This window comes from Pseudostreptobacillus hongkongensis (assembly GCF_001559795.1).
Classification (GTDB): domain Bacteria; phylum Fusobacteriota; class Fusobacteriia; order Fusobacteriales; family Leptotrichiaceae; genus Pseudostreptobacillus; species Pseudostreptobacillus hongkongensis.
In genome coordinates, this window is record NZ_LOHY01000031.1 from 1 (window position 1) to 24,826 (window position 24,826).

Consider the following 24,826-nt stretch of genomic DNA (forward strand, 5'->3'; position numbering starts at 1 on the left):
AAGAATAATGATATAAAATATTCAGAAGGAACATTAGGATTAAATGTTGGTATTGATGTATATACTGATTATAACAAAAATAATTTAGCTGGATTTTATTTTGGTTATTCAAATTCAACAAAGAAAGTTAGAAATTCAAAATTAGAAAAACAAATTGGAAGAGTAAAAACAGATATGTTTGCATTTGGATTTACTGATACATTTGAAAATGAAAATTTCTATGCAGATACAGTATTACAAGTTGCAGCTTTAAAGAATAGATATGATTTAAATTCAAAAGAAATAGGTAATACAGGTGTTATAGTTACAAGTTCATTAGAAGTAGGAGCTCCAGTATATTTTGATACTAATAAGGAAAAAGGTATGAAATATTTAGTTGAACCACAACTACAATTAATTTATCAATTTGGTAAAAATAGTGATATATTAAGTCAAGGAGTTAAATATGGTTTAGGTCATTCATTAACAGGTAGATTAGGATTAAGAGTTGGATATGCTACAACTAATGTAAATAATAAAAATGGTATGGGATATGCCTTATTTAATCTATGGGAAGAATTTGTAAATACAACAAAAGTATCAAAAGGGAAAAAAGAGTTTAAACCAATAAACTCTAAAGTATGGATAGAAGCAGGATTTGGTGCTAATATTCCTGTAACTAAACGTTTAAGTACATATTTTGAAGCAACTGCGGAAAAATCAATTTATGGTGCAAATAAATATGGTGTAAAAGGAGTTTTAGGATTTAATTACGAAAGATAAAAATAAGGAGAAGAAGTAGAAAAACTGATAGCGGATGCTGTAAAGGCTCAAGCTGAAAAGATAACTAGATTATAAACATCTGTTTCAAAAAATATATAATATATAGACCTAAATTAGAGGGGAATTATCCCCTCTTTTTAAACTAGGTCTTTCCCAATTTTAATCATATACTTTATAAAGAATTCAAGTTTCCAAGTATGAGTTAGAGGAGGAATATATTTTTTCTTCTATTTTTGAACTTTAACAATATCATAATCAAATTCACTTGAAAATATTTCAAATTCTTTAATTTCTTCTAAAACATAAATATTATCCTTAATATTACAATAAAGACTTCCTGTAAGTGTTTTAATAACTAAGGACTTAAGAATTTTATTAAATAGTTTTTTCTCTCCGTTAGAGTCATATGGAAAGTATTTCTTGTTATTATATTTAATAAAACAATCACTTTGAATTTTCCTTGGAGCAATTATAGCTAATATTGTATCTAATTGTAGGGCAAATTACTGATTGTATTTTTGGATGTAGTGGTTTAAGAATTCATTAGCTTGCTCTATTTTTCTTATACCGTGTCTTTTAAATTCTATATGCAATCTTGATTATAATGTTTGCTGTAACCTTTCTACTCTACCTTTAGCTTGTGGGACAGAAGTAACAGATATTTCTATACCTAGTTGACTACAAGCATATTGAAATTGAGTTAAAGTATTTTAGAAATATCATTTGTATTTTTCCTTTTATATTCAAAAACGCTTCTCGCATCAGTGTATAGTTTGAAAGGTATACCAAAATTTGTAATCATTTGTTTAGTTATATTGTAGTATCCCTTTAAAGTTTCTTGAGTATCAAAGTAAGCACCAACTATCATACTAGTTGAATCATCTATAGCAGTATGAATATGCCATATTTCGCCATTTCCAACCCAATCAAGAGAAGAAGCATAATTCACAGGCATATTTTTTATTGCACGAGTAGGGTGCAAATTTTTAGTTTCTAGAGCTTCTAGGAATTTAATATGACGATTAATTTCTTTTTTAGCTTTAATAATATCATTTTCTTGTTTAAGTTTTAGTAAATACTTTTATTATTGTATTATTAATTTCTTTAGAAATAGTAGTTGAAGGTTTTTTATTTCTATTACCATGAATAAAACTAGTTTTCCCTTCATTTTTGAATTTAATGATAAATTGATTTGTCTACGAGTTAAATTTAAAATAAAAGAAGCTCTATTCTTGTTAATTTTACCTAAAACTAAATCATTAATAATATTATATTTATTTAATTCATTCATTCTTAAAAAAATACTTTTCATAATTACCTCATTTTTAATTAAAGATAATTACATAATAATCTAATAATATTAAATAATTAATTGCATTTATATTTTTAATTTGAGACATTCTCATTTTTATTTACATTTTTATATTGACATTAACAACATTATCATATTTATTTAATAAAAGGAAGTTAAAAAACTGTAAATTACCTTTTAAATTACTAAAAAAAATTGTATAATATACTAAAAATATTAGAGGTGCTATAATGAGATTAATATATATAGGAATAGGTGCTGCAATAGGTGCTATATTTAGATATTCGTTTTCTTTTTTAAATATACCGTATAATAAGACATTGTATATAAATATAATAGGGTCTTTTTTGATGGGCTATTTTACATATAAATATAAAGATATAAATCCAAATATTAAAGTTTTTTTAACAGTTGGTTTATGTGGCGGATTTACAACATTTTCAACATTTTCTTTAGATATAGTTAAAATGATAGAGTTAAATAGATTTTTTGAAGCAGGCATATATATATTTTTAAGTGTATTTTTATCTGTTTTAGCACTTTTATTAGGAATGTATTTAGGAGGATAAAATGAGTATATATTTTGATAATGAAGCTAGTACTAAAATTTTAGATATATTTAAAGAAGATCTTGTTAGAATATATGGAATGTATGGTAATCCATCATCTACTCATTCTTTAGGTAAAAAATCAAGATATGAAATAGAAAAAGCACGTGAATATATAGCTAAAAGTTTAAATATTCTAAGTAGAAACTTGATATTTACATCGGGTGCTACTGAATCAACTAATTTAATAATAAAGGGAATAGCAGAAAAAAAGGTAAAGGACACATAGTAACAACAAGTATTGAACATCCCTCAGTTTTAAATGTGTGTAAATATCTTGAAAATAAAGGATTTAGAGTTACATATATTAAACCTGATAAGACTGGAGATATATCGGTTAAAGACGTAGAAGACGCTATTGAAGAAGATGCCTTTTTAGTTAGTATTATGGCTATTAATAATGAAAATGGTAAAAAATTTCCTATTAAAGAAATATCAAAAGTTTTAAAAAATAAAAATATTTATTTTCATAGTGATATAGTTCGATATTTAATCAAAGAAAAAATGGATATTCAAGAATTGGGAATAGATGCATTTTCTGCTTCTTTTCATAAATTTCATGGACCTAAAGGACTTGGTCTTTGTTATATAAATTCTAATATACCTTATACAAAGTAAATTCATGGAGGGGAAAATGAAATAAATAAACGTTCAGGTACTGAAAATCTTAATTCTATTATACTTGGGTTTGAAGTGTATAAATATATGAATGAAAATATTGAAAAAAATAGGAAAATATTAGATGATTTAATGAGCTATTTCATATCAAATTAGATATATTAAAAGATAAAGTAAAAATAAATTAAAGAGGTATAAATATATTAAATCTACAAATTATAGGGAAAGATATACAATATATTTTACCACTTTTAGATATGGAAGGAGTGTGTGTTTCTGGGGGTTCTGCATGTCAAAGTAGATCACTTAGGTTCTCTCAAGTATTACTTGAACAAGGTTTAAGTGTTGATGAAGCTATGAGTTCAATAAGAATTAGTTTTTCTATAGAAAATAGTTTTGATGAAATAGATTCATTTATAGATATATTGAAAAAAATATTGTAAGAGGTGATTTTATGAAATACATTAATTTAAAGCTTCATTCGGAATATTCATTTCTTGAGGGTGTTGGTAGCTTAAAAGAGTATGTAGAAAGCATAAAAAATAGAATAACTAAGAAAAACGATTTGATGGCAAATGTTGTTATAACAGATGTTAGTGAAAGGTCAGAGTATTTTTTGTTTCCAAGAGAAATGAATATATTAGGAAGTTTATTTAAACAAGAGGATATATGTATATTTAGATATAATAAATTAGATGATGATAAATATGCTATTAAGGATATACAAAATATTAAAAATTTAAAATTAAAGTTAAAAATAGAAGAAAGTTTTAATAAAAGGGATGAACTTATAGACCTTATTAAAACACACAAGGGAAATAATAGGATAAAGATATATAAGGTAGAAAATAGGAAAATAAATGTTACTGAAATGGATTCTAAGTATAATATAGAAATTAATTAAGAAGTTATAACTAAACTTGTTGATTTATTAGGTGAATCTAATGTTAAGGTAACGTTGTAAATATAGTAGATAAGGAAATAATAATGAAAAATGAACAAAAATGTAAACCGTTTTTAAAATGGGCAGGGGGTAAAGGACAATTAATTGAGGAGATAGAAAAATTTTATCCATTTAATGATAAAATAAATAAATATGCAGAACCTTTTATAGGGGGAGGTGCTATTTTATTTGATATTTTAAATAAATACGATTTAAAGAATATATATATAAGTGATATTAATAAAGAGTTGTTAAATTGTTATATTGTAATAAAGGAAAATGTAGGTTTATTGATAAATTTATTAAAAAAAATGGAAATAGAATTTTTGGATAAAATAGAAGAAGAAAGAAAAATATATTATTATAGTAAAAGAGAAGAATTTAATTTTTTAAAAAAAGACTTAAATAAAAATGCTGTTAAACTTGCGGCTTTGATGATTTTTTTAAATAGAACATGCTTTAACGGTCTTTATCGTGTAAATAAAAAAGGAGATTTTAATGTACCGATGGGGAATTACAAAATGCCTAAAATATGTGATGAAGAAAATCTATTAAATATTTCTGTTAAATTACAAAAGGTGAATATTGTTTATGGAGATTATACAAAATCATATAATTTTGTAGATGAAAATACATTTGTTTATTTTGATCCTCCGTATAGACCGTTAAATAAAACGGCTTCTTTTACTTCTTATACAGAATTTTCTTTTGAAGATAAAGAACAAAAAGAACTTTCAGAGTATTTTGAATTATTGAATAAAAAAAATGCAAAATTATTGTTAAGTAATTCAGATCCTAAAAATGAAAATATTGATGATGATTTTTTTGATGAACTTTATAAGAAATTTCATATAAAAAGAGTAAGGTCACAAAGAGCGATAAATAGTAAAGGAACAAATAGGGGGAAAATAACAGAAATCTTAGTTAGTAATATAAAAATTAAGGAGTGAAAATGAATAAACGAGATTTTAATGAATGGTTAAGTGAATTTAGAGAAAGTATTTCAAATTATAAATACTATATTGATTTTGAAAAAGTTTTTAGAAATGTTGATAAAATAAAGGTTGAATTAAATATTTTAAATTCATTAATAGGGTCTAAAAATATCAAAGAAGATTTTAAAAATATAATTAGTAAATATCCTGAAACATTAAAATGTATTCCGATTTTGTTAGCTGTAAGAAGTAATGAAATATATGCTATTGATTTTGAGGGAGAATATAAATATAATTTTAAAAATCTTAATTACTCTTTAGAACAATATGTGATTTTTATGGAAAAAACAGGATTATTTGAATTAATTAAAAATAAAATAATTAATAATTTATTAGATTATGTTACAGGGGTTGAAACAGGTTTGGATTCTAATGGTAGAAAAAATCGTGGTGGACACTTAATGGAAGATTTAGTTGAATCTTTTATTTATAAAGCAGGATTTAAAAAAGATGAGACTTATTTTAAAGAAATGTATATTAGTCAAATCCAAAAAAAATGGGGAGTTGATTTATCCTCTGTATCTAATACAGGTAAAACTGAAAAAAGATTTGATTTTGTTATTAAAACTAAAAAACAAATATATGTTATTGAAACTAATTTTTATGCTTCAAGTGGTTCTAAATTAAATGAAACGGCAAGAAGCTATAAAACAATAACTAAAGAAATAGAAGAAATAGATGATGTAACATTTATTTGGTTTACTGATGGAATAGGTTGGAAAAATGCAAAAAATAATTTAGAAGAAACATTTGATGTGTTAGAACACCTTTATAATATAAATGATTTAGAGAATGATATTATAACTAAAGTTATAAAATAATTGAGGAGAATTTTAATGGTAAAAAAAATAAAACAATGGGGACCTGAAGAATTTGAATTAAAGTTAAATAGTGTTTGGAGTTTTCCGGATAGAGGAAAATGGGCAACTCATGATGCTAAATATAGAGGAAATTGGTCACCATACATAGCTCGAAATCTTTTATTGAGATATTCTAATGAAGAAGATTTAGTATTAGATCAATTTGCAGGTGGTGGTACTACTTTAATTGAAGCAAAATTATTAAATAGAAATATAATAGGTGTTGATATAAATGAAAATTCTTTAAATATTTGTAAGACTAAATGTGATTTTGATTATGAAAATGAAGGAAAAGTTTATTTACACAAAGGAGATGCAAGAAATTTAGATTTTATTTCAGATGAAAAAATAGATTTTATTTGTACACATCCCCCTTACGCTAATATAATTCAATATAGTGAAAATATCAAAGAAGATCTATCGCATTTAAAAATACCTGAATTTCTAAAAGAAATGGAAAAAGTTGCTCATGAATCATATAGAGTATTAAAAAAAGATAAATATTGTGCAATTTTGATGGGAGATACTAGAATAAAAGGTCATATTCAACCTTTAGGTTTTGAAGTTATGAAACTTTTTGAAAAATCAGGTTTTAAATTAAAAGAAATTATTATAAAAGAACAACATAATTGTAGGGCAACTGGTTATTGGAAGACAAATAGTATAAAATATAATTTTTTATTAATAGCACATGAATATTTGTTTATATTTAAAAAATAATTAATTTAATATATTTTAAAAAGTCTGTCAATTAAAAATTAAAATGTCTCAAAAAATATATAATATATAGACCTAAATTAGAAGAGGGATTATCCCCTCTTTTTAAACTAGGTCTTTCTCAATTTTAATCATATACTTTCTAAAGGATTCAAGTTTACACGGATGAGTTAGAGGAGGAATATATTTTTTCTTCTCTTTTTTAACTTTAACAATATCATAATTAAATTCACTTGAGAATGTTTTAAATTCTTTAACTTCTTCTAAAACATAAATATTATCCTTAATATTATAATAAAGACTTCCTGTAAGTGTTTTAATAACGAAGCACTTAATATTTTTATTAAAAAGTTTTTTCTCTCCGTTAGAGTCATATGGGAAGTATTTCTTGTTATTATATTTTAATAAATAATATATCAGATGATATAAAGGCTGTTTATGCATCATATTTAATAAAGATGACACCGAATATGAGTATAACTGATAGATATTTTAAATTATATTTTGAAACAGATTTATATCGGAAGTTATTAAAGGATAAAGCTAGAGGTACAGGACAACCTAATGTAAATGTTCCATCATTAAATGCTTTATTATTCCCCCTACCCCCAATAGAAGAACAAAAAGATATAGTATGCATATTAGAATCAGTACTTGATAGGGAAAATAGGGTATCTGAGTTATTAAGTTTAATGGAGTCTATTTCTTTACTTGAAAAAAGTATACTTGATAAGGTTTTTAGAGGTAAGATATAGTTTAATTAAGTAAATTAAGTAAGAAAAGAACATATACTTAACACCTTTTATAGTAATTTTAAATTATATTGTTCAGTTTTTTGGTATATGTTCTTTACAAGATTCATTTTTTTCTCTAAAAAAATAGGAAAAGTATAAATTTTAGCTTTTCCTATCCTATTCTTCTTAATAATTCAATTTCTTTTTTAATATCTTTAATATTATCTTCTTTAAATGTATTTAATATATTAAACCATATTGTATGATATCCATAAGGACCATTTTTTAACTCGTCTTTAGCTTCTTCAATAGTCCAGTTTTGATATATAATCCTATACATTCCCGAAATTAAACCAGTTCTGTCTGAACCGTGATAACAATGTATTAAAACTCCACCATTTTTCTTTTCTTTTTCTATGGTATACAGTACTTTTGCAATTTCATCATTAGATATAGACCATGTAATTAAAGGTATATTAATTAGCTTAAAATCAGATGTTCCAAAATTTTGTTTATCATGGTTTGGGCTAAAATATCTTAGGTTTATTATAGTTTTGATTTCAAGTTTTTTTAATAGATCAGCTTCACTTGATTCTAATTGTTGACTTCTGTATACATTATTATCTATTTGATAAAAATTAAGATCCGTATTTATAGGTTTTGCCCATTCTTTTGAAAAAGAAATTAAACTAAATATAAATAATATAGGAATAAATATTTTTTTCATATCAAACCCCTTTCAATTTTATAGTTATTATATCAAAATATATATAAAAATACAAATATATATATAATAATATAAGTTGCTTAAAATCTTTTTAGGATGTATAATATATTAAAATAATATATGCTATATATGGTAGGAAATATGAATAAAAGAGAAGAATTTAATGTATTAATAAATAAAAAAGATCTTAAAGAAGAAGAATTATGGAATTTTTTTGATACTTTGGAAGAAGCTGATATAAATATGATGCAAGGTAGTTGGATAGGTGGGCAAATATATGCAGGAAATCACCCACTTGCAGACTTATTTGATATAGTTGGATGGAGAGGTAAAGAATTTGTAGATGAAAATAATGTTCATCCATTAGTTTTTAATGGTAGAAGAGGTGATATATTTAAAGTTAATCCAGATATAGTTCCTTATGTTTTTCCCTATAAATTAATACCTAACTTATTTTTAAAATCATTTGTTTTTTTAGCAAAACCTTTAATATCAACTAAAAAGAGTAAGGCAGTAATTAGAATGATAGAAGATAGAGGTGTGATAACCTGTGCTATGATGTATGATAATAAACAAATAATTGATGTTTTTAGAAAAGTTGATAATAATACCGTAATGGGATATATGTATATAAAAAATTTAAATAGTGATACTTTCTTTTTTAGTTTACGTAGAGAAAATGTGGAGGATAATAAATGAAAAGATTATTAAGTTGTAATGCAAGTGATTTTAAAAAAATGAATAAGGATGAATTATTAAATGCTATTAAAGCAAGTGAAGGTAGAGTTGTACTCTCAGAAAATATTGCAAGTGGACCATCTCTTGATCCAAGTGTTACAAATAGTGAGGTTGCACGTGCTTTTGGTGCAGATTTAATATTACTGAATGTTATAGATGTATTTGATGTAAAAATTACAGGGTTACCTCAAAGTAATGAACCTATAAAACTATTAAAAGAATTAGTGGGAAGACCTGTAGGAGTTAATCTTGAACCTGTTGATACAAGTGCTAATATGTTAGAAAGTATGGATAATATTGCAAATGGAAGAAAAAGTAGTATAGAAAGTTTAAAACGTGCAAATGAGTTAGGTTTTGACTTTATATGCCTTACTGGAAATCCTGCAACAGGTGTTACAAATAAGGAAATAATAGAAGCTATAAAACTTGCAAAAATTAATTTTGATGGAATAATTATAGCTGGTAAAATGCATGGTTCTGGTGTAAATGAAAATATATTAGATGAAGATGCTATAAATAAATTTATAGAAGCTGGTGCAGATATTATACTTGTACCTGCTGTAGGAACGGTTCCTGGTATAACTCAAGAGGAACTTACAAAAATTGTAAAAAATATACATTCTAAAGGTAGACTTGTTATGTCTGCAATAGGTACAAGTCAAGAAAGTTCAAGAAAAGAAGTTGTAAGGGAAATAGCTCTTATGAATAAAATGGTAGGAGTTGATATACAACATACAGGTGATGGTAGTCATTTTGGAGTTAGTCCTTATGAAAATATATTTGAAATTTCTATGACTATTAGAGGGGCTAGACATACAATAAATATGATAGCTAGATCAAATTTAAGATAATAGTGTATAAATAAAGAAAAACGGTTTTATGCCGTTTTTTGGTTTTATAAGGAATAAAAAGTTAAAGATGATATTGAACTGTTAATAAATACTTATATTGAAAATTTACTTAGAAAATTAATTGAAGACAAAAAATAGAAAGAAAAGGTATAGGTAAATCAACTTTTTATATAAGAAAATAAGGGAAAGCATACATCATAGGTATTGATGTGTGTTCTTTTTATTTAATCTATCTAATTAAAGGCTTGACTAATTTATAGTTTTCTTGTACAATTTTTAACAGATATAAAAAATATAGTTTACATAATTTAAAATATTATTATTAAATTCTATGTGTTTTTGTGTTATTATTTTTAGTGCAGTGATCTGAAATTTGCATTTTAATGAAAAACTTTGAAAATTGTTTATTGACTTTTTTAGGGTATAATTAATTTGAAGGGAGTGTTATGCTAAATTCAAGAGAGATTGAAATTTTAGAAATATTAATACAAAATCCAGAAATCAATATAGATTATTTATGTGAATATTTTGATATTTCTAAAAGAACAATACAATATAATATAAGTAATATAAATTATTATTTATTTAAAAGAGATTTATCAAAAATTAATATTAAAGATAATAGATTTATAGTTCAAATTAAAGAAATAGAAAGATTTATTGATGATTTAAAAAATTCAAACTATATTTCAAAAGAAGACTATAATGATCTTATATATCTATATTTAATATTCAATGATAATGGACTTAATATATCACAAGTTTCTAAGAGACTTAATATTTCAAGAAATACTTTAAAGTCAGAGCTTAATAATATTAATGAAAAACTAGAATATATACATTCTAAGGGATACTATATTAAAATTGATAATTCAAGTAAGATAGAAATACTAGATAAAATATATAGAAATTCGCATTTAAAAGAATTTTTCTTAGAAATTATAGATGGAGCATTAATATTTAAAATAGAAGAATTTTTAAAGGATATTTCTAAAAAAATAAAATTAAATATTAGTTCAGATGTATATCAAAAATTAATATTTTCAATATATTGTTCTATAAAATATCCTGAGAAATCTTTAAATACATTCATTTTAAATGAAGATAATGAAAAGATAAAGGAAGTATTTGAAAAATATTTTGAAGGAAATGCAGGGTTTAATTTTATAGCAGATATAATAATAGGGCTATCATTAAATCCTAACCTTGAATCATGGCTTGATGAAAGCTTTCTTATAAAAAAAATGATAAAAGAAGTAAGTGATGATATAGGTATAGATTTAACTGAAGATAAAATATTATATGATTTTTTATTAAGCCATATAAAAGTATCAATTTATAGACTTAAGAAAAATATTAAACTTACAAATCCAGTATATGAACAAATGTATATAAATGAAGATGGTATATTAGATAGTATAAGAGGTGCTGTTTCTGAAATGGAAAATATATTTGAGATTAAATTTACAGATATAGAATTATCATTAATAGCATATCACTTTAAAGCATCTATAGATAGAACGGGAACTACTAATAGAAAAAAAGTTATACTTGTTTGTGGATTGGGTTATGGAGCTTCAAGAATATTAGAATACAATTTAAAAGAAAAATTTGATATAGATATATTAGATGTTTTACCATCATATATGATATCTAAAGATATAGTGGATAATAAAAATGTGGACTATATCTTAACTACAGTAGATCTTGAATTTGATTCTATAAAGATTAACCCTATATTACAGATAGAGGACTATAACAAACTAGAGCTTTTAGGAATTAAAAGAAAAAAAGATAAAATAGAGTTATCAGATTTTATAGAAGATTTAAATGAAATTTCTAATTTTAATAAAAATGAGCTTGAAAAACTATTATTAAACAAATATGGTAATGTATTTTTTAAAGGTTTTAAAACAAAATCAACCTTGATTAATTTTTTGACCGAAGATAAAGTAGAGTTTGTAGATAATGTTAAAGATTGGCAAGAAGCCTTTAATATTTTAGGTAAGAATATGTTAAGACATAAATCTATAACACAAGAATATATTGTAGAAATGATAAATATGGTAGAAAAAATAGGACCATATATGGTTATTGATGATGGAATTGCACTTCCACATGCAAAACCAGAACACGGTGTTTTAAAAACAGATGTGTCAATATTAATAATAAAAGATGGGGTTATGATTAAAGATAGAAAAGTATATATTATGTTTTGCTTTTCAACTATAAATGAAAATTCTCATTTAGAATTATTAAGTGATATATATAAATTAATAATGAAGGATAATTTTTTAAAAGAAATATTGGAATTAAAAGATTATAAACAATTAATCAAATATATAGAGAAATCGTTAATTAGGAGATGATCAGATGTTTAGTAGTAAAAATGTAAGAGTGGTTGATAGTGCAAAAGATTGGCAAGAATCTATTGAAATTGCAGCTAAACCTTTAATAGAGTTAGGTAAGATAGAAGAAAGATATATTACAAGTATGATAGAGTCTATAAAAAAACTAGGATTTTATGTAGTCCTTGCTGAAAATTTAGCTATGCCTCATGCTAGACCTGAAGATGGAGTAAATGAAACAGGTGTATCTTTTTTAAAAGTAAATGAAGGAGTTTTTTATGGCGATGATAAAATATATTTAATATTTGTATTAGCGGCTAAAGATTCAAACTCACATTTAGAAACTATAGAAGGACTTGTTGATATATTCCAAGATGAAGATAAAATAAATAAATTAATAGAATCTAAAATACAAGAAGATATATTAAAAATATTAAATTAGGAGGACAAATAAAATGAAAATTTTAGCAGTATGTGGTTCAGGATTAGGATCAAGTTTTATGTTAGAAATGAATGTTAAAAAAGTTTTGAAAAAAATAGGATTTGAGGCTGAAGTAGAACATTCAGATTTAGCTTCAGTTACACCAAATAGTGCAGACTTATTTGTTATGGGAAGAGATATAGCAGAAAGTGCTACAGTACCTAAAGATAAGATAGTTATATTAAATAGTATAATAAGCATGCCAGAACTTGAAGAAAAATTAACAGAAAGATTAAAATAAAAAAATATAAATAAATTTTAGGAGGATATTTTATGATATCATTATTAAATTTAATCGTAGGGATATTAAAAACACCATCAATTCTTGTTGGGTTAATAGCTCTAGTAGGATTAGTATTACAAGGAAAACCATTAACAGATGTAATTAAAGGAACAATTAAAACTATAATGGGATTCTTAATTTTAGGAGCAGGAGCAGATTTAATCGTTGCATCACTTTCTCCTATGGGTCAAATTTTTGAACAAGCATTTCATATTACAGGAGTAGTTCCTAATAATGAAGCAATTATAGCTGTTGCATTAAAAGACTTTGGTACACCAACTGCATTAATTATGGCTTTAGGTATGGTTGCTAATATTTTAATTGCTCGTTTCACTCGTTTAAAATATATATTCTTAACAGGTCACCATACTTTATACATGGCTTGTATGATAGCTGTTATGTTAACTATAGCAGGATTTAGTGGAAGCATGCTTGTAATTGTTGGATCAGTATTATTAGGATTAACAATGGCAGTATTCCCAGCACTTGCTCAGCCATTTATGAAAGGTATTACAGGTGATGATAGTGTTGCATTTGGTCACTTTAGTACTTTAGGATATATCTTATCAGGATATATAGGAAAAGCTGTAGGTAAAGGTTCTAAATCAACTGAAGAAATGGAACTTCCTAAGAACTTATCATTCTTAAGAGATAGTTCAATTTCAATTTCATTAACAATGATGGTAATTTACTTAGTTCTAGCAATAGCTGCAGGAAGTGAATTTGTTTCAACTCTTTCTGATGGACAAAACTATATAGTATTTGTATTAATTAAAGCAATAGCATTTGCTGGAGGAGTATTCGTAGTATTACAAGGTGTTAGATTAATATTAAATGAAATAGTTCCAGCATTTACAGGAATTTCTGAAAAATTAGTTCCTAATGCAAAACCTGAACTTGATTGTCCTATAGTATTCCCTTATGCACCAAATGCTGTATTAATAGGGTTCTTATTCAGCTTCTTAGGAGGTATAGTTGGTTTAGTTCTATTATGGGTATTTAAAGGAATATTTGCATTACCATTAATCTTACCAGGTGTAGTACCTCACTTCTTCTGTGGAGCAACTGCAGGGGTATTTGGTAACTCAACAGGTGGTAGAAAAGGTGCTATGATAGGAGCATTTGCTAATGGATTATTATTAACAGCATTACCAGCAGTATTATTCCCATTACTTGCAACTTTAGGATTTGCAGGATCTACATTCTCAGATGCAGACTTTGCAACTTTAGGTATAATATTAGGAGGAGCTTCTAAAGTATTATCACCAACAGTAATAACTTGTATCATATTTGCAATAGTAATATTACTTGTAGGACATAACTTTATAGCTAAAAAAGAAGATTAAGGATATTAAATATGGAAAATACTAAAAATTTTGCACGTGACATTAGAGTTAGTGTTATTAAAATGTTAAATAATCTTGGATTTGGACATTATGGAGGAAGTTTATCAGTTGTTGAAACGCTTGCTGTTTTATACAACGATGTAATGAAATATGATCCTAAAAATCCATTAGATGAAAATAGAGATTACTTTGTTTTATCAAAAGGACATGCAGGGCCTGCTTTATACAGTGCCCTTGCATTAAAAGGTTTCTTTGATGTAAATGAATTGATGAGTTTAAACGTAAACGGAACTAATTTACCAAGCCATCCAGATAGACTTAAAACAAAAGGTGTAGATGTTACTACAGGATCTTTAGGTCAAGGGATATCTATAGCTTCAGGTATTGCAAAAGGTTTAAAAATACAAAAAAAAGATAATAAAGTATTTTGTATTATAGGTGACGGAGAAGCTCAAGAAGGACAAGTTTGGGAAGCTATGCAATTTATTGCTCATAATAATTTAAATAATATGGTAATATTTATAGATTATAACAAACAACAATTAGATGGATATTTAGAAGATATATTAAAACCATATTCATTTGAAGATAAGGCACGTTCTTTTGGTCTTGATTCATTAACAGTTAAAGGTTATGATGTAGAAGCAATTTATAATGCAATTAAGTCACAAAAAGATAAACCTTTAGTTATAGTACTTGATACTATAAAAGGACAAGGTGTTAAATTTATAGAAGAATTTAAAGGGAATCATCATATTAGACCTAGTGTTGAAGTTAAAAAACAATTAGAAGAAATTGTTGAAAAACTAGAAAGGGGATATGATGTATAAAGTATACAATGGAGAAACTGTAAAAGAAAGTAAAGAACTTAGAAAAGTTGTCTGTGAAAAAATGGATGAGTTTATGAGTAAAGATGAAAAAGTTGTTTTACTTGATGCAGATTTAATGGGATCTTTAGGATCTTTAAGTTTAAAAGATAAATTTAATGATAGAGTGATAAATGTAGGTATAATGGAAGCTCAAGAAATATCATCAGCAGCTGGACTTAGACTTACAGGACTTAAACCTTTTGTTCATACATTTACTGCATTTGCAAGTAGAAGATGTTTAGATCAAATATTTATATCTTCACTTTACCAAAAAAATCCAATGACAGTTATAGCTTCTGATGCAGGAATTCAAGCTGTTCATAATGGTGGAACTCATATGTCTTTTGAAGATATGGGACTAATAAGAGGTCTTGCAAATTCTGTAGTTATAGAACCAACAGATTCTAACGTATTAAGTAGTGTGTTAGAAGAAGTATATAGAAATGATGATAAATTCTATTGGATTCGTTTAACTAGAAAGAATGTGTTTAAGGTATATGAAGAAGGTTCTAAATTTGAAATAGGTAAAGGGAACCTTTTAAAAGAAGGGAAAGATGTTACTATAATTGCTATAGGTATGATGGTAAAAGAAGCACAAAATGCAGCAAGTATGCTTGAAAAAGAAGGTATTTCTGTAACAGTAATTGATATGTTTACATTAAAACCTATAGATAAAGATATGATAATTAAATATTGTAAAGACACAAAACTTGTAGTAACTGCTGAAAATCATAGTATAACTAATGGTCTTGGATCTGCAGTAGCTGAAGTTTTATCTGAAAATTGTCCTAAAAAACTAGTTAGAGTTGGAGTTAAAGAAAGATTCGGACAAGTAGGGACATTAGAATTTTTACAAGAAGAATATGAATTAAGAGCTGAAGATATATATAAGGCTGTTAAAAATAACTTATAACAAGTAAAAAGGGATTAACTCCCTTTTTCTTTTGCTATATAATCTTATTTATTGTATAAACTTAGTGTTTGTAAATTACATATGGTATAATAAAATAAAAATAGAGAATTTATATGTGAAACTTTATGATACACCTTTTTACCCTTTATTTTTAAACAAAAACAATGTATAATATGCTTGATTAAATGATTTTAGGAGAAACTAATTATGAATTTGGTGCAATTTAATAATGTGTATAAGCAATTTAATACAGAATATATATTAAAGGATATAAGTTTTAGTATAAATAATAATGATAAAATAGGACTTGTAGGGTTAAATGGGGTTGGTAAATCAAGCCTTATAAAAATACTTTTAGGTATGGAAAATCATGATGGAAGTAATAATAATATAAATGAAAAAGGAAATGTTTTTGTTAATCCTAATATTAAAATAGGGTATTTATCTCAACATCATAGTTTCTCATCAGAAAAAAATACTGTTTATGAAGAATTAATGTCTGTATTTGAAAAACAAAAGGAAATACAAGAAAAAATACATAAAATAAATATAGAGTTATCGTTATCTGATAATGAAGAACTAACAAACAAACTATTATCTGATTATGATAAATTAAATATAGAATATGATTTATTAGGTGGATATGATGTAGAATATAGAGTAAAACAAGTAATACAAGGATTAGAATTAAATGATTTTGTTGACTCATTAATTTTATCTTTATCTGGAGGAGAAAAGACAAGAGTTACACTTGCCAAACTATTACTTGAAGAACCAGATTTATTAATACTTGATGAGCCAACTAACCATTTAGATATAGTATCTATAGAATGGTTAGAGCAATATTTAAAAAAATATAATAAAGCATTTTTACTTGTATCACATGATAGAATATTTTTAGATGAAGTATGTAATAGAATATTTGAAATAGAAAGATCTAATCTATATCAATATGATGGTAATTTTTCTGACTTTGTTATTCAAAAAGAAATGATATTAAAAGGTGAAATAAAACGTTTTGAAAAAGAAAGTGAAAAAATCAAAAAAATAGAAGAATATGTTACAAGGTATAAGGCTGGAATAAAATCTAAACAAGCAAGAGGTAGACAAAAGATATTAGATAGGATGGAAAAATCAGATAATCCTGTATTTAATCCAAATAGAATGAAATTGAAATTTGAATTAAAGAATACATCAGCAGATAGAGTTTTAAGTGTAAATAATATATCAAAAAGTTTTGATGATAAAAAAGTCTTAAATAATATATCTTTTGATATGTATAAAGGGGATAAAGTAGGTATAATAGGTAAAAATGGTATAGGTAAATCTACTTTGCTTAAAATTTTAATGAATAAAATAAAAGCAGATAATGGAGATTTTAAAATAGGAGAAAGAGTTAAGATTTCATATTATGATCAAGATCATCAAAATCTATACATGGATAATAATATTATACAGGAAATAAATACATCTTTATCATATACAGAAGAATATTTAAGATCAAAACTTGCTTCTTTCTTATTTGTAGGAGATGATATTTTAAAACCTATATCTAAATTATCAGGTGGAGAAAAAGTTAGAGTTTCTCTTTTAAAAATGACAGAAGAAAATGCTAATTTACTAATACTTGATGAGCCAACTAACCATTTAGATGTATATTCTATAGAGGTTTTAGAAGATGCTTTAATAAATTATGAGGGATCTATACTTTTAATTTCACATAATAGACATTTTATAGATTCTGTTTGTAATACAATTTATTATTTATCAGAAGATGGTTTACAAGAATTTAAAGGTAATTATGCAGAGTATAAAGAAAATCTTTTAAATAAAAAAGAAGTAGTGGTTAAAGATAATACAATATCAGATTATACAAAAAGAAAAGAACAACAAAAATTAGAAAATAAAAGAAAAAAAGATATAGAAAGAATAGAAAAAGAATTAGAAAATATTTCAAACCTTTTAAGTGATTTAGAAAAACAAATGGATAAAGCAGGGTATGACAGAGATGTTAATGCTATGATGGATATTCAAAAAAATATGGATGATCTTAAAATTAAAGAGGAAGAATTACTTATTAAATGGACTGAAATTTCAGAATAATATACTAGAATGGACGTTATATAACAAAACGTTCATTTTATATTTCTATAATATATAATACAAGCCTTGCAACTTGTATATTTTTAGTGATATAATCAAATTATATAAATATATGAAAGGTAACTTATCAAAATGAATAAATTAGAATGTTTAGAAAAATTGATAGGTAAAAAAATTGATATTTTAGATAGAAATTTTAAAGTTAGTATGAATTCAAAAGAACTTTCTAATAATTATCTTTTTTTTGCTATAAATAAGGGAAATGAATATATAGATGAAGCTGAAAAAAATGGAGCTTTTGTAATATATGATGATGAGACTAAAAAAGTAAAAAATGGTTTTTTAGTAAAAAATACTATTAAGTTTATGCAAGAATTTGCCAATCTTTATAGAAATGAAAATAATTTTATGGTAGTAGGTATAACGGGATCTAATGGTAAAACTACAGTTAAGGATATACTGTATAGTGTTTTATTTCAAAAAGGATTTAAGGTGTATAAGACTCAAGGGAATTATAACAATCATATAGGATTGCCGTTTACGATACTTTCAGCAAGTGATGAAGATAAATATTTATTGCTTGAAATGGGGATGTCAGATCTTGGTGAGATAGAATTACTTGCACAAATATCAAATCCAGATTACTCTATAATAACTAATATAGGTCAATCTCATTTAGAGTATTTGAAAACAATGGAAAATGTATTTAAAGCAAAAACAGAACTTATACCATATACAAGAAAAAAAGTTGTTGTAAATGGGGAAGATAAATATCTTTCTACTTTAAAAAATGTAGTTTTAGTAAAAAAAGAATATAATAAAACTAATTTAATGGGAGAACACAATCAAATGAATATTTCTCTTGTTAAAGCATTATTAAATGAAATGGGTATAAAAGATGTATCTTTTGAAAATATAACTTTAACTTCAGGAAGATTCCAATTAGTAGAAGGAAAATATAGATATATTAATGATGCGTATAACGCATCGCCTATATCAATGAAAGCATCTATGGAAACGTTTAATACTTTATTTAATGAAGATTGTAAAGTTATGGTTTTAGGAGATATGTTAGAACTTGGAGAAAAAGAAATAGAATATCATGTAGGTTTGATTAATGATATTTATAATACCAAATTTGATTATTTATTCTTATATGGTCCAAGAATGAAGCATTTATATAACAAGATAAAAGCTACTCAATTAATTGAACTTGCAAATAGTAAGGAGCCTGAATTTGTAGTTAATTGGTATGAGGATAAAGAAGAAATAAAAAAAGATATAAATAAAATAGAAACTAATAAAAAAATAACAGTTCTTTTAAAAGGATCAAGATCTATGAAAATGGAACAAGTTATGGAAGGGACTAATTAATGTTATACTATATTCAAAGTTTGTTATCAAACCAGTTTTCATATTTAAGAGTTTTAAAATTTATATCAATAAGAATGGGAGTTGCATTTTTCCTATCTCTTATATTTGTTGTAATTTTAGGTAAGCCTTTTATAGCTTGGCTTAAAAAGAAAAAATATGGGGATACAATAAGAGAAGATGGTCCTGCAACTCATTTTTCAAAAGCAGGGACACCTACTATGGGAGGTCTTTTAATAATATCTTCTATATTGTTTGCTCAAATTATAGCAGGTAATTTTAATAATAAATTTACTGTTTTCTTATTTATTATGACTTGTGTTTTTTCAACTATAGGTCTTTATGATGATTATTTAAAGTTAACTGAAAGTAAAAAAGGACTTTCAAGTAAAAAGAAAATTATTGCACAAACTTTAATGACGTTTATAGTTTTTTTATTCGTATATAAGTTTGGACTTGTAAATGATACTATAGATTATTCTATAATTAATCCATTTGTTAAACATTCATATATATACATAGGGCCAATATTATTCTTTATATTTATGTGGATAGTTATAGTTGGAACATCTAATGCAGTTAATGTAACTGATGGTCTTGATGGTCTTTCAAGCACTCAAATTGTAGTTGTTACATCAACTTTATTACTTATTGCATATGCAGTAGGGAATTATAACTGGTCATCATATATTAATATATATTATGTTAGAGATGCAGCTGAAATCTGTGTGTTTTTAGCTTCTTTAGTTGGAGGAGTTATGGGATTTTTATGGTATAATTTCTATCCAGCTCAAGTATTTATGGGAGATGTTGGTTCTCTTACTATAGGAGGATTATTAGGGACTGTATTTATACTATTAAAACAAGAATTTTTATTACCTATTATGGGTCTTATATTCTTTGTTGAAGCATTATCTGTAATGATACAAATATATTCATATAGAAGATATAAAAAAAGAGTTTTCTTGATGGCACCTATACATCATCACTTTGAAAAATTAGGACTACCAGAAACAAAAGTTACAATAAGATTCTTAATAGTTACAATAATAATGTGTTTATTTACTTTAATGATTTTAAAAATAAGATAGGAGAAAAATCATGATTATAATCTATGGTGCAGGAATTAGTGGACAAGGAGCTTTAAAACTTTTAGAATCTAAGAAAAAAGAAGTTATCCTTATAGATGATAAATTAACAGAATTAAAAACAACGGATGCTATGAAAATGTTAGATGAAAAAGAAGTGGAATATATAGTAAAATCACCAGGGATATCATTTTCTAATCCATTTATTAAAAAAGCAATGGATAAAAATATAGAAATAAAATCTGAAATTGATGTAGCTTATGAGTATATGGACAAAAATATAGAAGTAATTGCATTTACAGGAACTAATGGTAAAACTACTACATGTACTAAAATGTATGAATTATTAAAAAAAGCAGGGTTTGAAGTTGAACTAGGGGGTAATGTAGGAAGATCTTTTGCTGAAATTATTTATGAGGATAGAAGACTTGATTATATAGTACTTGAATTAAGTAGTTATCAACTTGAAAATAATCCAACTATTAAACCTCATGTTGCAGGAATAATAAATCTTACACCTGATCATTTAAGTAGATATGATAGTGTAGAAGATTATTATATAACTAAATTTAATATTTTTAGAAATCAAGGTAAAAAAGACTATATCATAGTTAATATGGATGATAATGAATTTTTAAATATATCAAATAAGTTACAACATGCAGAAAATTACGCTAAACCTAGAAGATTATTTATTAGTAGAGTAGATAAGGGTAGTATATTTGTTCATCAAAATGGTATATATGTCATGAGAAATTTAGAAGAAATATATAATAGTAAATTTAATATAGATCAACAAGCTAAACTTATTATGAATAAAAACGAATTAAGTTTAAAAGGAGAACATAATTTAGAAAATGTATTATTTATCATAGCTTGTGCAAAAATATGTGGTATACCTAATAAGGTTATAAGAAATTATTTAAGAGAAGCAAAAAGTATAGAACATAGAATGGAAGAGTTCTTTACTATAGGTGAATCAATATTTATTAATGATTCTAAGGGTACTAATGTTGATTCAACTAATAAAGCTATAAATTCTTATCCAGAACATTTATGCTTAATATGTGGAGGAGAAGATAAGAAAGTGCCTTTAGTTAAACTTGCACTTGATATAAATGAAAATGTAGACTTTACATACATATTTGGAGAAAATAGATTCTTAATAGAAGAAGAATTAAAAAAAGTAGGATATAAAAACTATAGAATGTTTGAAACTGTAGATGAATGTATATTAGACATAAAAACTACATTTGACTTTAATCATAAAAGATATTTCCTATTTTCTCCAGCAACTTCAAGTTTTGACCAATTTAAAAACTTTGAAGTTAGAGGTGTATATTTCAAAGATAAAGTAAAAGAAATTTTAGGAGATTTAAATGTATAATTTTTTTAATATAAGAACTAAAAGAGGTTTAATAACAAGTATATTTTTACTTGCTTTAATTTTAGTAATAACTGGACTTATAATACAGTTAAGTATAAGTTCGCCTGAAAGTTTAAAAAATACTCAAGGTGCAACTCATAGTTCTATATTTTTTGGACAATTAAGACTTATAATTATAAGTATACCTATTTTATTTGCTATATCTATAGTAAATATTAGAAAGATTAAAGAAAGCGTTTTATGGATATATCCTTTAGGTTTTTTACTTCTTTTATTACCTTTTAGTCCACTTGGAGTATCTGCAAATGGAGCAAGACGTTGGTTTAGATTGGGGCCTATGCAATTTCAACCATCAGAATTTGCTAAAATATTTTTAATAATAACTCTTGCTTTCATAATTGAACTTGGATTTAGAAGGATGATAAGTAAAAAAGCTGCATATTTATCAGGGTTAGGTATTACAATGATTTATGCTATGTTGATACTTGCTTCAAAATCTTTATCATTAACAATACAAGTTATAGCAATATTCTTCCTTATGTATTATGCTTGCGGATATATACCTTTAATTTGGCAATTTGCAACAGGCATGATATTTTTAATGGGTGGAGTTGCAGCAATATTTTCAACACCATATAGGGTTGCAAGACTTTTTGGAGATAAAGAACAAGCTAAACTTGCAATAAAAACTATTAGTAGTGGGGGATTATTTGGTACAGGATATGGAAATGGTATGGGAAGAAACTTTTATCTTCCGGAAGTCCAAACTGACTTTGTGTTTGCAGGATTTTCTGAAGAATGGGGACTTATAGGATCTGTAATCTTATTATTAGTATTTACTGCTTTTATATATTTAATATTTTATTCTACAAGATTTGTTAGAACAGTTTTTGAAAAGATGGTGATTGCAGGTATAGGATTTATGATAGCAGATCAAATAATGTTCCATGTGCTTATAAACTTAGCTATACTACCAACAACAGGAGTTACACTTCCTTTTATAAGTCAAGGAGGTTCTTCTATTATGACTCTGTTTATATCACTTGGAGTCTTAGGAGCCATTTTATTAAATATAGATGATGAAGTTTTTTATAAACTTAAATAGAAAGGGTTTAATATGAAAAGAATACTTATAACAACTGGTGGAACTGGAGGTCACATATATCCAGCATTAGCAGTTGCTGATAAATTAAAAGAAGAAGGTCATGAAGTAATATTTTTAGGAACAAATCATAGAATGGAAAAAGATTTAGTTCCAGCAAATGGGTATAAATTTTATGGGTTAGATATTATACCTATAAAATCAGTTAAAGGAATGATTAAATTAGTTAAAGCTATTTATGAAAGTAAAAGTATATTAAAAAAAGAAAAAATAGATATAGTTATAGGTTTTGGAAACTATATTTCATTACCGGCATTAATATCAGCTAAATCATTAAAGTTAAAAACATATATACAAGAACAAAATGTAACTATGGGACAAGCTAATAAATGGATATATCCTTATGTAAATAAAGTTTTCCTAGCTTTTCCAGAAACATTAAAATCTATACCTGAAAAATATCAAGGTAAGTTTAAAGTTACAGGTAATCCTTTAAGAAAAGAATTCTACAATATTTCTAAAGAAGAAGCAAGAGAAAAATTAAATATACCTAAGGATAAAAAAGTAATGTGTATTATGGGTGGATCATTAGGTGCTAAAAATATTAATGATGGAATAATAGCAAATTTTGATAAATTTTTAAATTCAGATAGTATACTTTATTGGGCGACAGGTAAAACTCAATATCAAGAATGTCTTGATAAGGTTGATGAAAAAGAAAATACTATAGTTGTTCCATATTTTGAAGATTCATTTAATGTTATGGCTGCTTCAGATCTACTTTTATGTAGAGCGGGAGCTTCAACTATATCTGAAATTATTCAACTTGAAAAACCATCTGTATTAATACCGTATAATTTTGTGGGACAAAAAGAAAATGCAGAGATATTAGAAATTATTAATGCAAGTAAAATGTATTCTAATGAAGAGGTTACAAAGGCTATAGATGAATCATTAAATATTTTACAAGATGATGACATACTTAAATATATGAGGGATAATATAAATAAGATTAATCCAGGTAATGCTGTTGAAAATATAGCTAATTATATTAATGAATCAAATTTATAAAGGTTTAGGTCAATACTTAAACCTTTTTATATTATATATTTCAGAATTATATACCTTAGAAAAATATAAATTTTTGGTTCTTCACAAATATTTAAGGGATAATAAAATTAGTAGCTCAATAGAATAAATGTTAAATTATTCTAATTAGAGCTACTTTTTTGTAGAAAAAAATGGATAGATATGCTATCATTAAATCTGCTAAAAACCAACGAAAGGATATCTACCCATATGAATAATAATACCATATATTTAACAAAATTTAAAGGATTTAATTTTATTAAACAAGAAAAAATTAATAACATCATTCATACACATCTTAAAAAAATACCAAACAATACAAGAAAATGTAAGCATTGTTTAAGTTCTATGCATATTTGTAGTAATCATAAAATATCTCTAAAAGATTTTCCAATTGAACCTGATACTAAAGAAATTCTAACTATTAGCTTTTCAAGATTTAAATGTATTAAATGTAATAATACTGAAAATGATGATATACCAATTAAAGAACCTAATACTTTCATTACTAATAGATGTGCTAATTGGATTAGAAAACTATTATCTAAGAATATAACAGTAAATCATATAAAAGATATTAC

The 24,826-nt window shown here is 25.2% G+C and carries 26 protein-coding genes and 1 pseudogene; 24 read left to right on the forward strand and 3 right to left on the reverse strand.

The window, feature by feature from the left end; all coding sequences use genetic code 11:
- On the forward strand, positions 1-762 hold a 762-nt coding region (locus tag AYC59_RS01055; protein ID WP_156445436.1), incomplete at its 5' end, for an autotransporter outer membrane beta-barrel domain-containing protein.
- A 700-nt stretch (positions 763-1,462) separates the two neighbouring features.
- Here AYC59_RS01055 and AYC59_RS01060 read toward each other — a convergent pair.
- Both AYC59_RS01060 and AYC59_RS01065 read right to left on the reverse strand, forming a co-directional pair.
- Positions 1,463-1,717 (reverse strand): hypothetical protein, encoded by a 255-nt coding sequence (locus AYC59_RS01060; RefSeq protein WP_156445437.1) that lies wholly within the window; start codon positions 1,715-1,717, stop codon positions 1,463-1,465.
- A gap of 129 nt (positions 1,718-1,846) precedes the next feature.
- On the reverse strand, positions 1,847-2,074 hold the full coding sequence (locus AYC59_RS01065) for a hypothetical protein (RefSeq protein WP_066894382.1): 228 nt from the start codon (positions 2,072-2,074) through the stop codon (positions 1,847-1,849).
- Between the two features lie 230 nt (positions 2,075-2,304).
- Between AYC59_RS01065 and crcB the strand changes: the two genes are divergently transcribed.
- From crcB to AYC59_RS01115, 8 genes and pseudogenes are all read left to right on the forward strand, one after another.
- Positions 2,305-2,643, forward strand: coding sequence for a fluoride efflux transporter CrcB (gene crcB, locus AYC59_RS01070; RefSeq protein WP_245620600.1), 339 nt, complete (start codon positions 2,305-2,307; stop codon positions 2,641-2,643).
- A gap of 1 nt (position 2,644) precedes the next feature.
- Positions 2,645-3,300: pseudogene (locus AYC59_RS08130) on the forward strand (cysteine desulfurase family protein).
- Between the two features lie 200 nt (positions 3,301-3,500).
- On the forward strand, positions 3,501-3,743 hold the full coding sequence (locus AYC59_RS01085) for an aminotransferase class V-fold PLP-dependent enzyme (protein ID WP_281177372.1): 243 nt from the start codon (positions 3,501-3,503) through the stop codon (positions 3,741-3,743).
- A gap of 11 nt (positions 3,744-3,754) precedes the next feature.
- Positions 3,755-4,204: a hypothetical protein gene (locus AYC59_RS01090; RefSeq protein ID WP_066894389.1), complete on the forward strand. Its 450-nt coding sequence runs from the start codon at positions 3,755-3,757 to the stop codon at positions 4,202-4,204.
- Between the two features lie 83 nt (positions 4,205-4,287).
- On the forward strand, positions 4,288-5,193 hold the full coding sequence (locus AYC59_RS01095) for a DNA adenine methylase (RefSeq protein WP_066894391.1): 906 nt from the start codon (positions 4,288-4,290) through the stop codon (positions 5,191-5,193).
- 2 nt (positions 5,194-5,195) lie between these two features.
- Positions 5,196-6,059, forward strand: a complete 864-nt coding sequence (locus AYC59_RS01100; RefSeq protein ID WP_066894393.1) for a type II restriction endonuclease — start codon at positions 5,196-5,198, stop codon at positions 6,057-6,059.
- Positions 6,060-6,074: 15 nt separating this feature from the next.
- A complete protein-coding gene (locus AYC59_RS01105; protein WP_066894395.1) occupies positions 6,075-6,818 on the forward strand; it encodes a TRM11 family SAM-dependent methyltransferase in 744 nt (247 codons plus the stop codon).
- 371 nt (positions 6,819-7,189) lie between these two features.
- Entirely contained in the window at positions 7,190-7,570 is a 381-nt protein-coding gene (locus tag AYC59_RS01115; RefSeq protein WP_066894398.1) for a restriction endonuclease subunit S, read from the forward strand.
- A gap of 151 nt (positions 7,571-7,721) precedes the next feature.
- Here AYC59_RS01115 and AYC59_RS01120 read toward each other — a convergent pair whose 3' ends face one another.
- Complete coding sequence (locus AYC59_RS01120) at positions 7,722-8,276, reverse strand: dual specificity protein phosphatase family protein (RefSeq protein WP_066894400.1); 555 nt, start codon at positions 8,274-8,276, stop codon at positions 7,722-7,724.
- Between the two features lie 141 nt (positions 8,277-8,417).
- Between AYC59_RS01120 and AYC59_RS01125 the strand changes: the two genes are divergently transcribed.
- The 15 genes from AYC59_RS01125 to AYC59_RS07865 all read left to right on the forward strand — a co-directional run.
- Positions 8,418-8,975: a DUF4334 domain-containing protein gene (locus tag AYC59_RS01125; RefSeq protein WP_169792204.1), complete on the forward strand. Its 558-nt coding sequence runs from the start codon at positions 8,418-8,420 to the stop codon at positions 8,973-8,975.
- Positions 8,972-9,865, forward strand: coding sequence for a DUF7916 family protein (locus tag AYC59_RS01130; RefSeq protein ID WP_066894405.1), 894 nt, complete (start codon positions 8,972-8,974; stop codon positions 9,863-9,865). The genes AYC59_RS01125 and AYC59_RS01130 overlap by 4 nt, the downstream gene beginning before the upstream one ends.
- 446 nt (positions 9,866-10,311) lie before the next feature.
- Positions 10,312-12,234, forward strand: a complete 1,923-nt coding sequence (locus tag AYC59_RS01135) for a BglG family transcription antiterminator (RefSeq protein ID WP_066894407.1) — start codon at positions 10,312-10,314, stop codon at positions 12,232-12,234.
- A gap of 4 nt (positions 12,235-12,238) precedes the next feature.
- A complete protein-coding gene (locus tag AYC59_RS01140; RefSeq protein WP_066894409.1) occupies positions 12,239-12,655 on the forward strand; it encodes a PTS sugar transporter subunit IIA in 417 nt (138 codons plus the stop codon).
- A 13-nt stretch (positions 12,656-12,668) separates the two neighbouring features.
- Positions 12,669-12,935, forward strand: coding sequence for a PTS sugar transporter subunit IIB (locus AYC59_RS01145; protein ID WP_066894411.1), 267 nt, complete (start codon positions 12,669-12,671; stop codon positions 12,933-12,935).
- A 32-nt stretch (positions 12,936-12,967) separates the two neighbouring features.
- On the forward strand, positions 12,968-14,323 hold the full coding sequence (ulaA, locus tag AYC59_RS01150; RefSeq protein ID WP_066894413.1) for a PTS ascorbate transporter subunit IIC: 1,356 nt from the start codon (positions 12,968-12,970) through the stop codon (positions 14,321-14,323).
- Positions 14,324-14,334: 11 nt separating this feature from the next.
- Complete coding sequence (locus AYC59_RS01155; protein WP_066894415.1) at positions 14,335-15,153, forward strand: transketolase; 819 nt, start codon at positions 14,335-14,337, stop codon at positions 15,151-15,153.
- Positions 15,146-16,105 carry a transketolase family protein gene (locus AYC59_RS01160; RefSeq protein ID WP_066894417.1) on the forward strand — a complete coding sequence of 320 codons (960 nt, stop codon included), beginning with the start codon at positions 15,146-15,148 and terminating at the stop codon, positions 16,103-16,105. Before AYC59_RS01155 ends, AYC59_RS01160 begins: the two co-directional genes overlap by 8 nt.
- Positions 16,106-16,312: 207 nt before the next feature.
- Positions 16,313-18,208 (forward strand): ABC-F family ATP-binding cassette domain-containing protein, encoded by a 1,896-nt coding sequence (locus AYC59_RS01165; protein WP_066894419.1) that lies wholly within the window; start codon positions 16,313-16,315, stop codon positions 18,206-18,208.
- 132 nt (positions 18,209-18,340) lie between these two features.
- A complete protein-coding gene (locus AYC59_RS01170; protein WP_066894421.1) occupies positions 18,341-19,582 on the forward strand; it encodes a UDP-N-acetylmuramoyl-tripeptide--D-alanyl-D-alanine ligase in 1,242 nt (413 codons plus the stop codon).
- Complete coding sequence (gene mraY, locus AYC59_RS01175; protein ID WP_066894423.1) at positions 19,582-20,670, forward strand: phospho-N-acetylmuramoyl-pentapeptide-transferase; 1,089 nt, start codon at positions 19,582-19,584, stop codon at positions 20,668-20,670. Before AYC59_RS01170 ends, mraY begins: the two co-directional genes overlap by 1 nt.
- 10 nt (positions 20,671-20,680) lie before the next feature.
- Complete coding sequence (gene murD, locus AYC59_RS01180) at positions 20,681-22,054, forward strand: UDP-N-acetylmuramoyl-L-alanine--D-glutamate ligase (protein WP_066894425.1); 1,374 nt, start codon at positions 20,681-20,683, stop codon at positions 22,052-22,054.
- Positions 22,047-23,159 (forward strand): FtsW/RodA/SpoVE family cell cycle protein, encoded by a 1,113-nt coding sequence (locus AYC59_RS01185; protein ID WP_066894427.1) that lies wholly within the window; start codon positions 22,047-22,049, stop codon positions 23,157-23,159. The genes murD and AYC59_RS01185 overlap by 8 nt, the downstream gene beginning before the upstream one ends.
- A gap of 12 nt (positions 23,160-23,171) precedes the next feature.
- Positions 23,172-24,227 carry an undecaprenyldiphospho-muramoylpentapeptide beta-N-acetylglucosaminyltransferase gene (gene murG / locus AYC59_RS01190; RefSeq protein ID WP_066894429.1) on the forward strand — a complete coding sequence of 352 codons (1,056 nt, stop codon included), beginning with the start codon at positions 23,172-23,174 and terminating at the stop codon, positions 24,225-24,227.
- Positions 24,228-24,455: 228 nt separating this feature from the next.
- Positions 24,456-24,826: hypothetical protein (locus tag AYC59_RS07865; protein ID WP_169792205.1), on the forward strand; the 371-nt coding region annotated here is incomplete at its 3' end.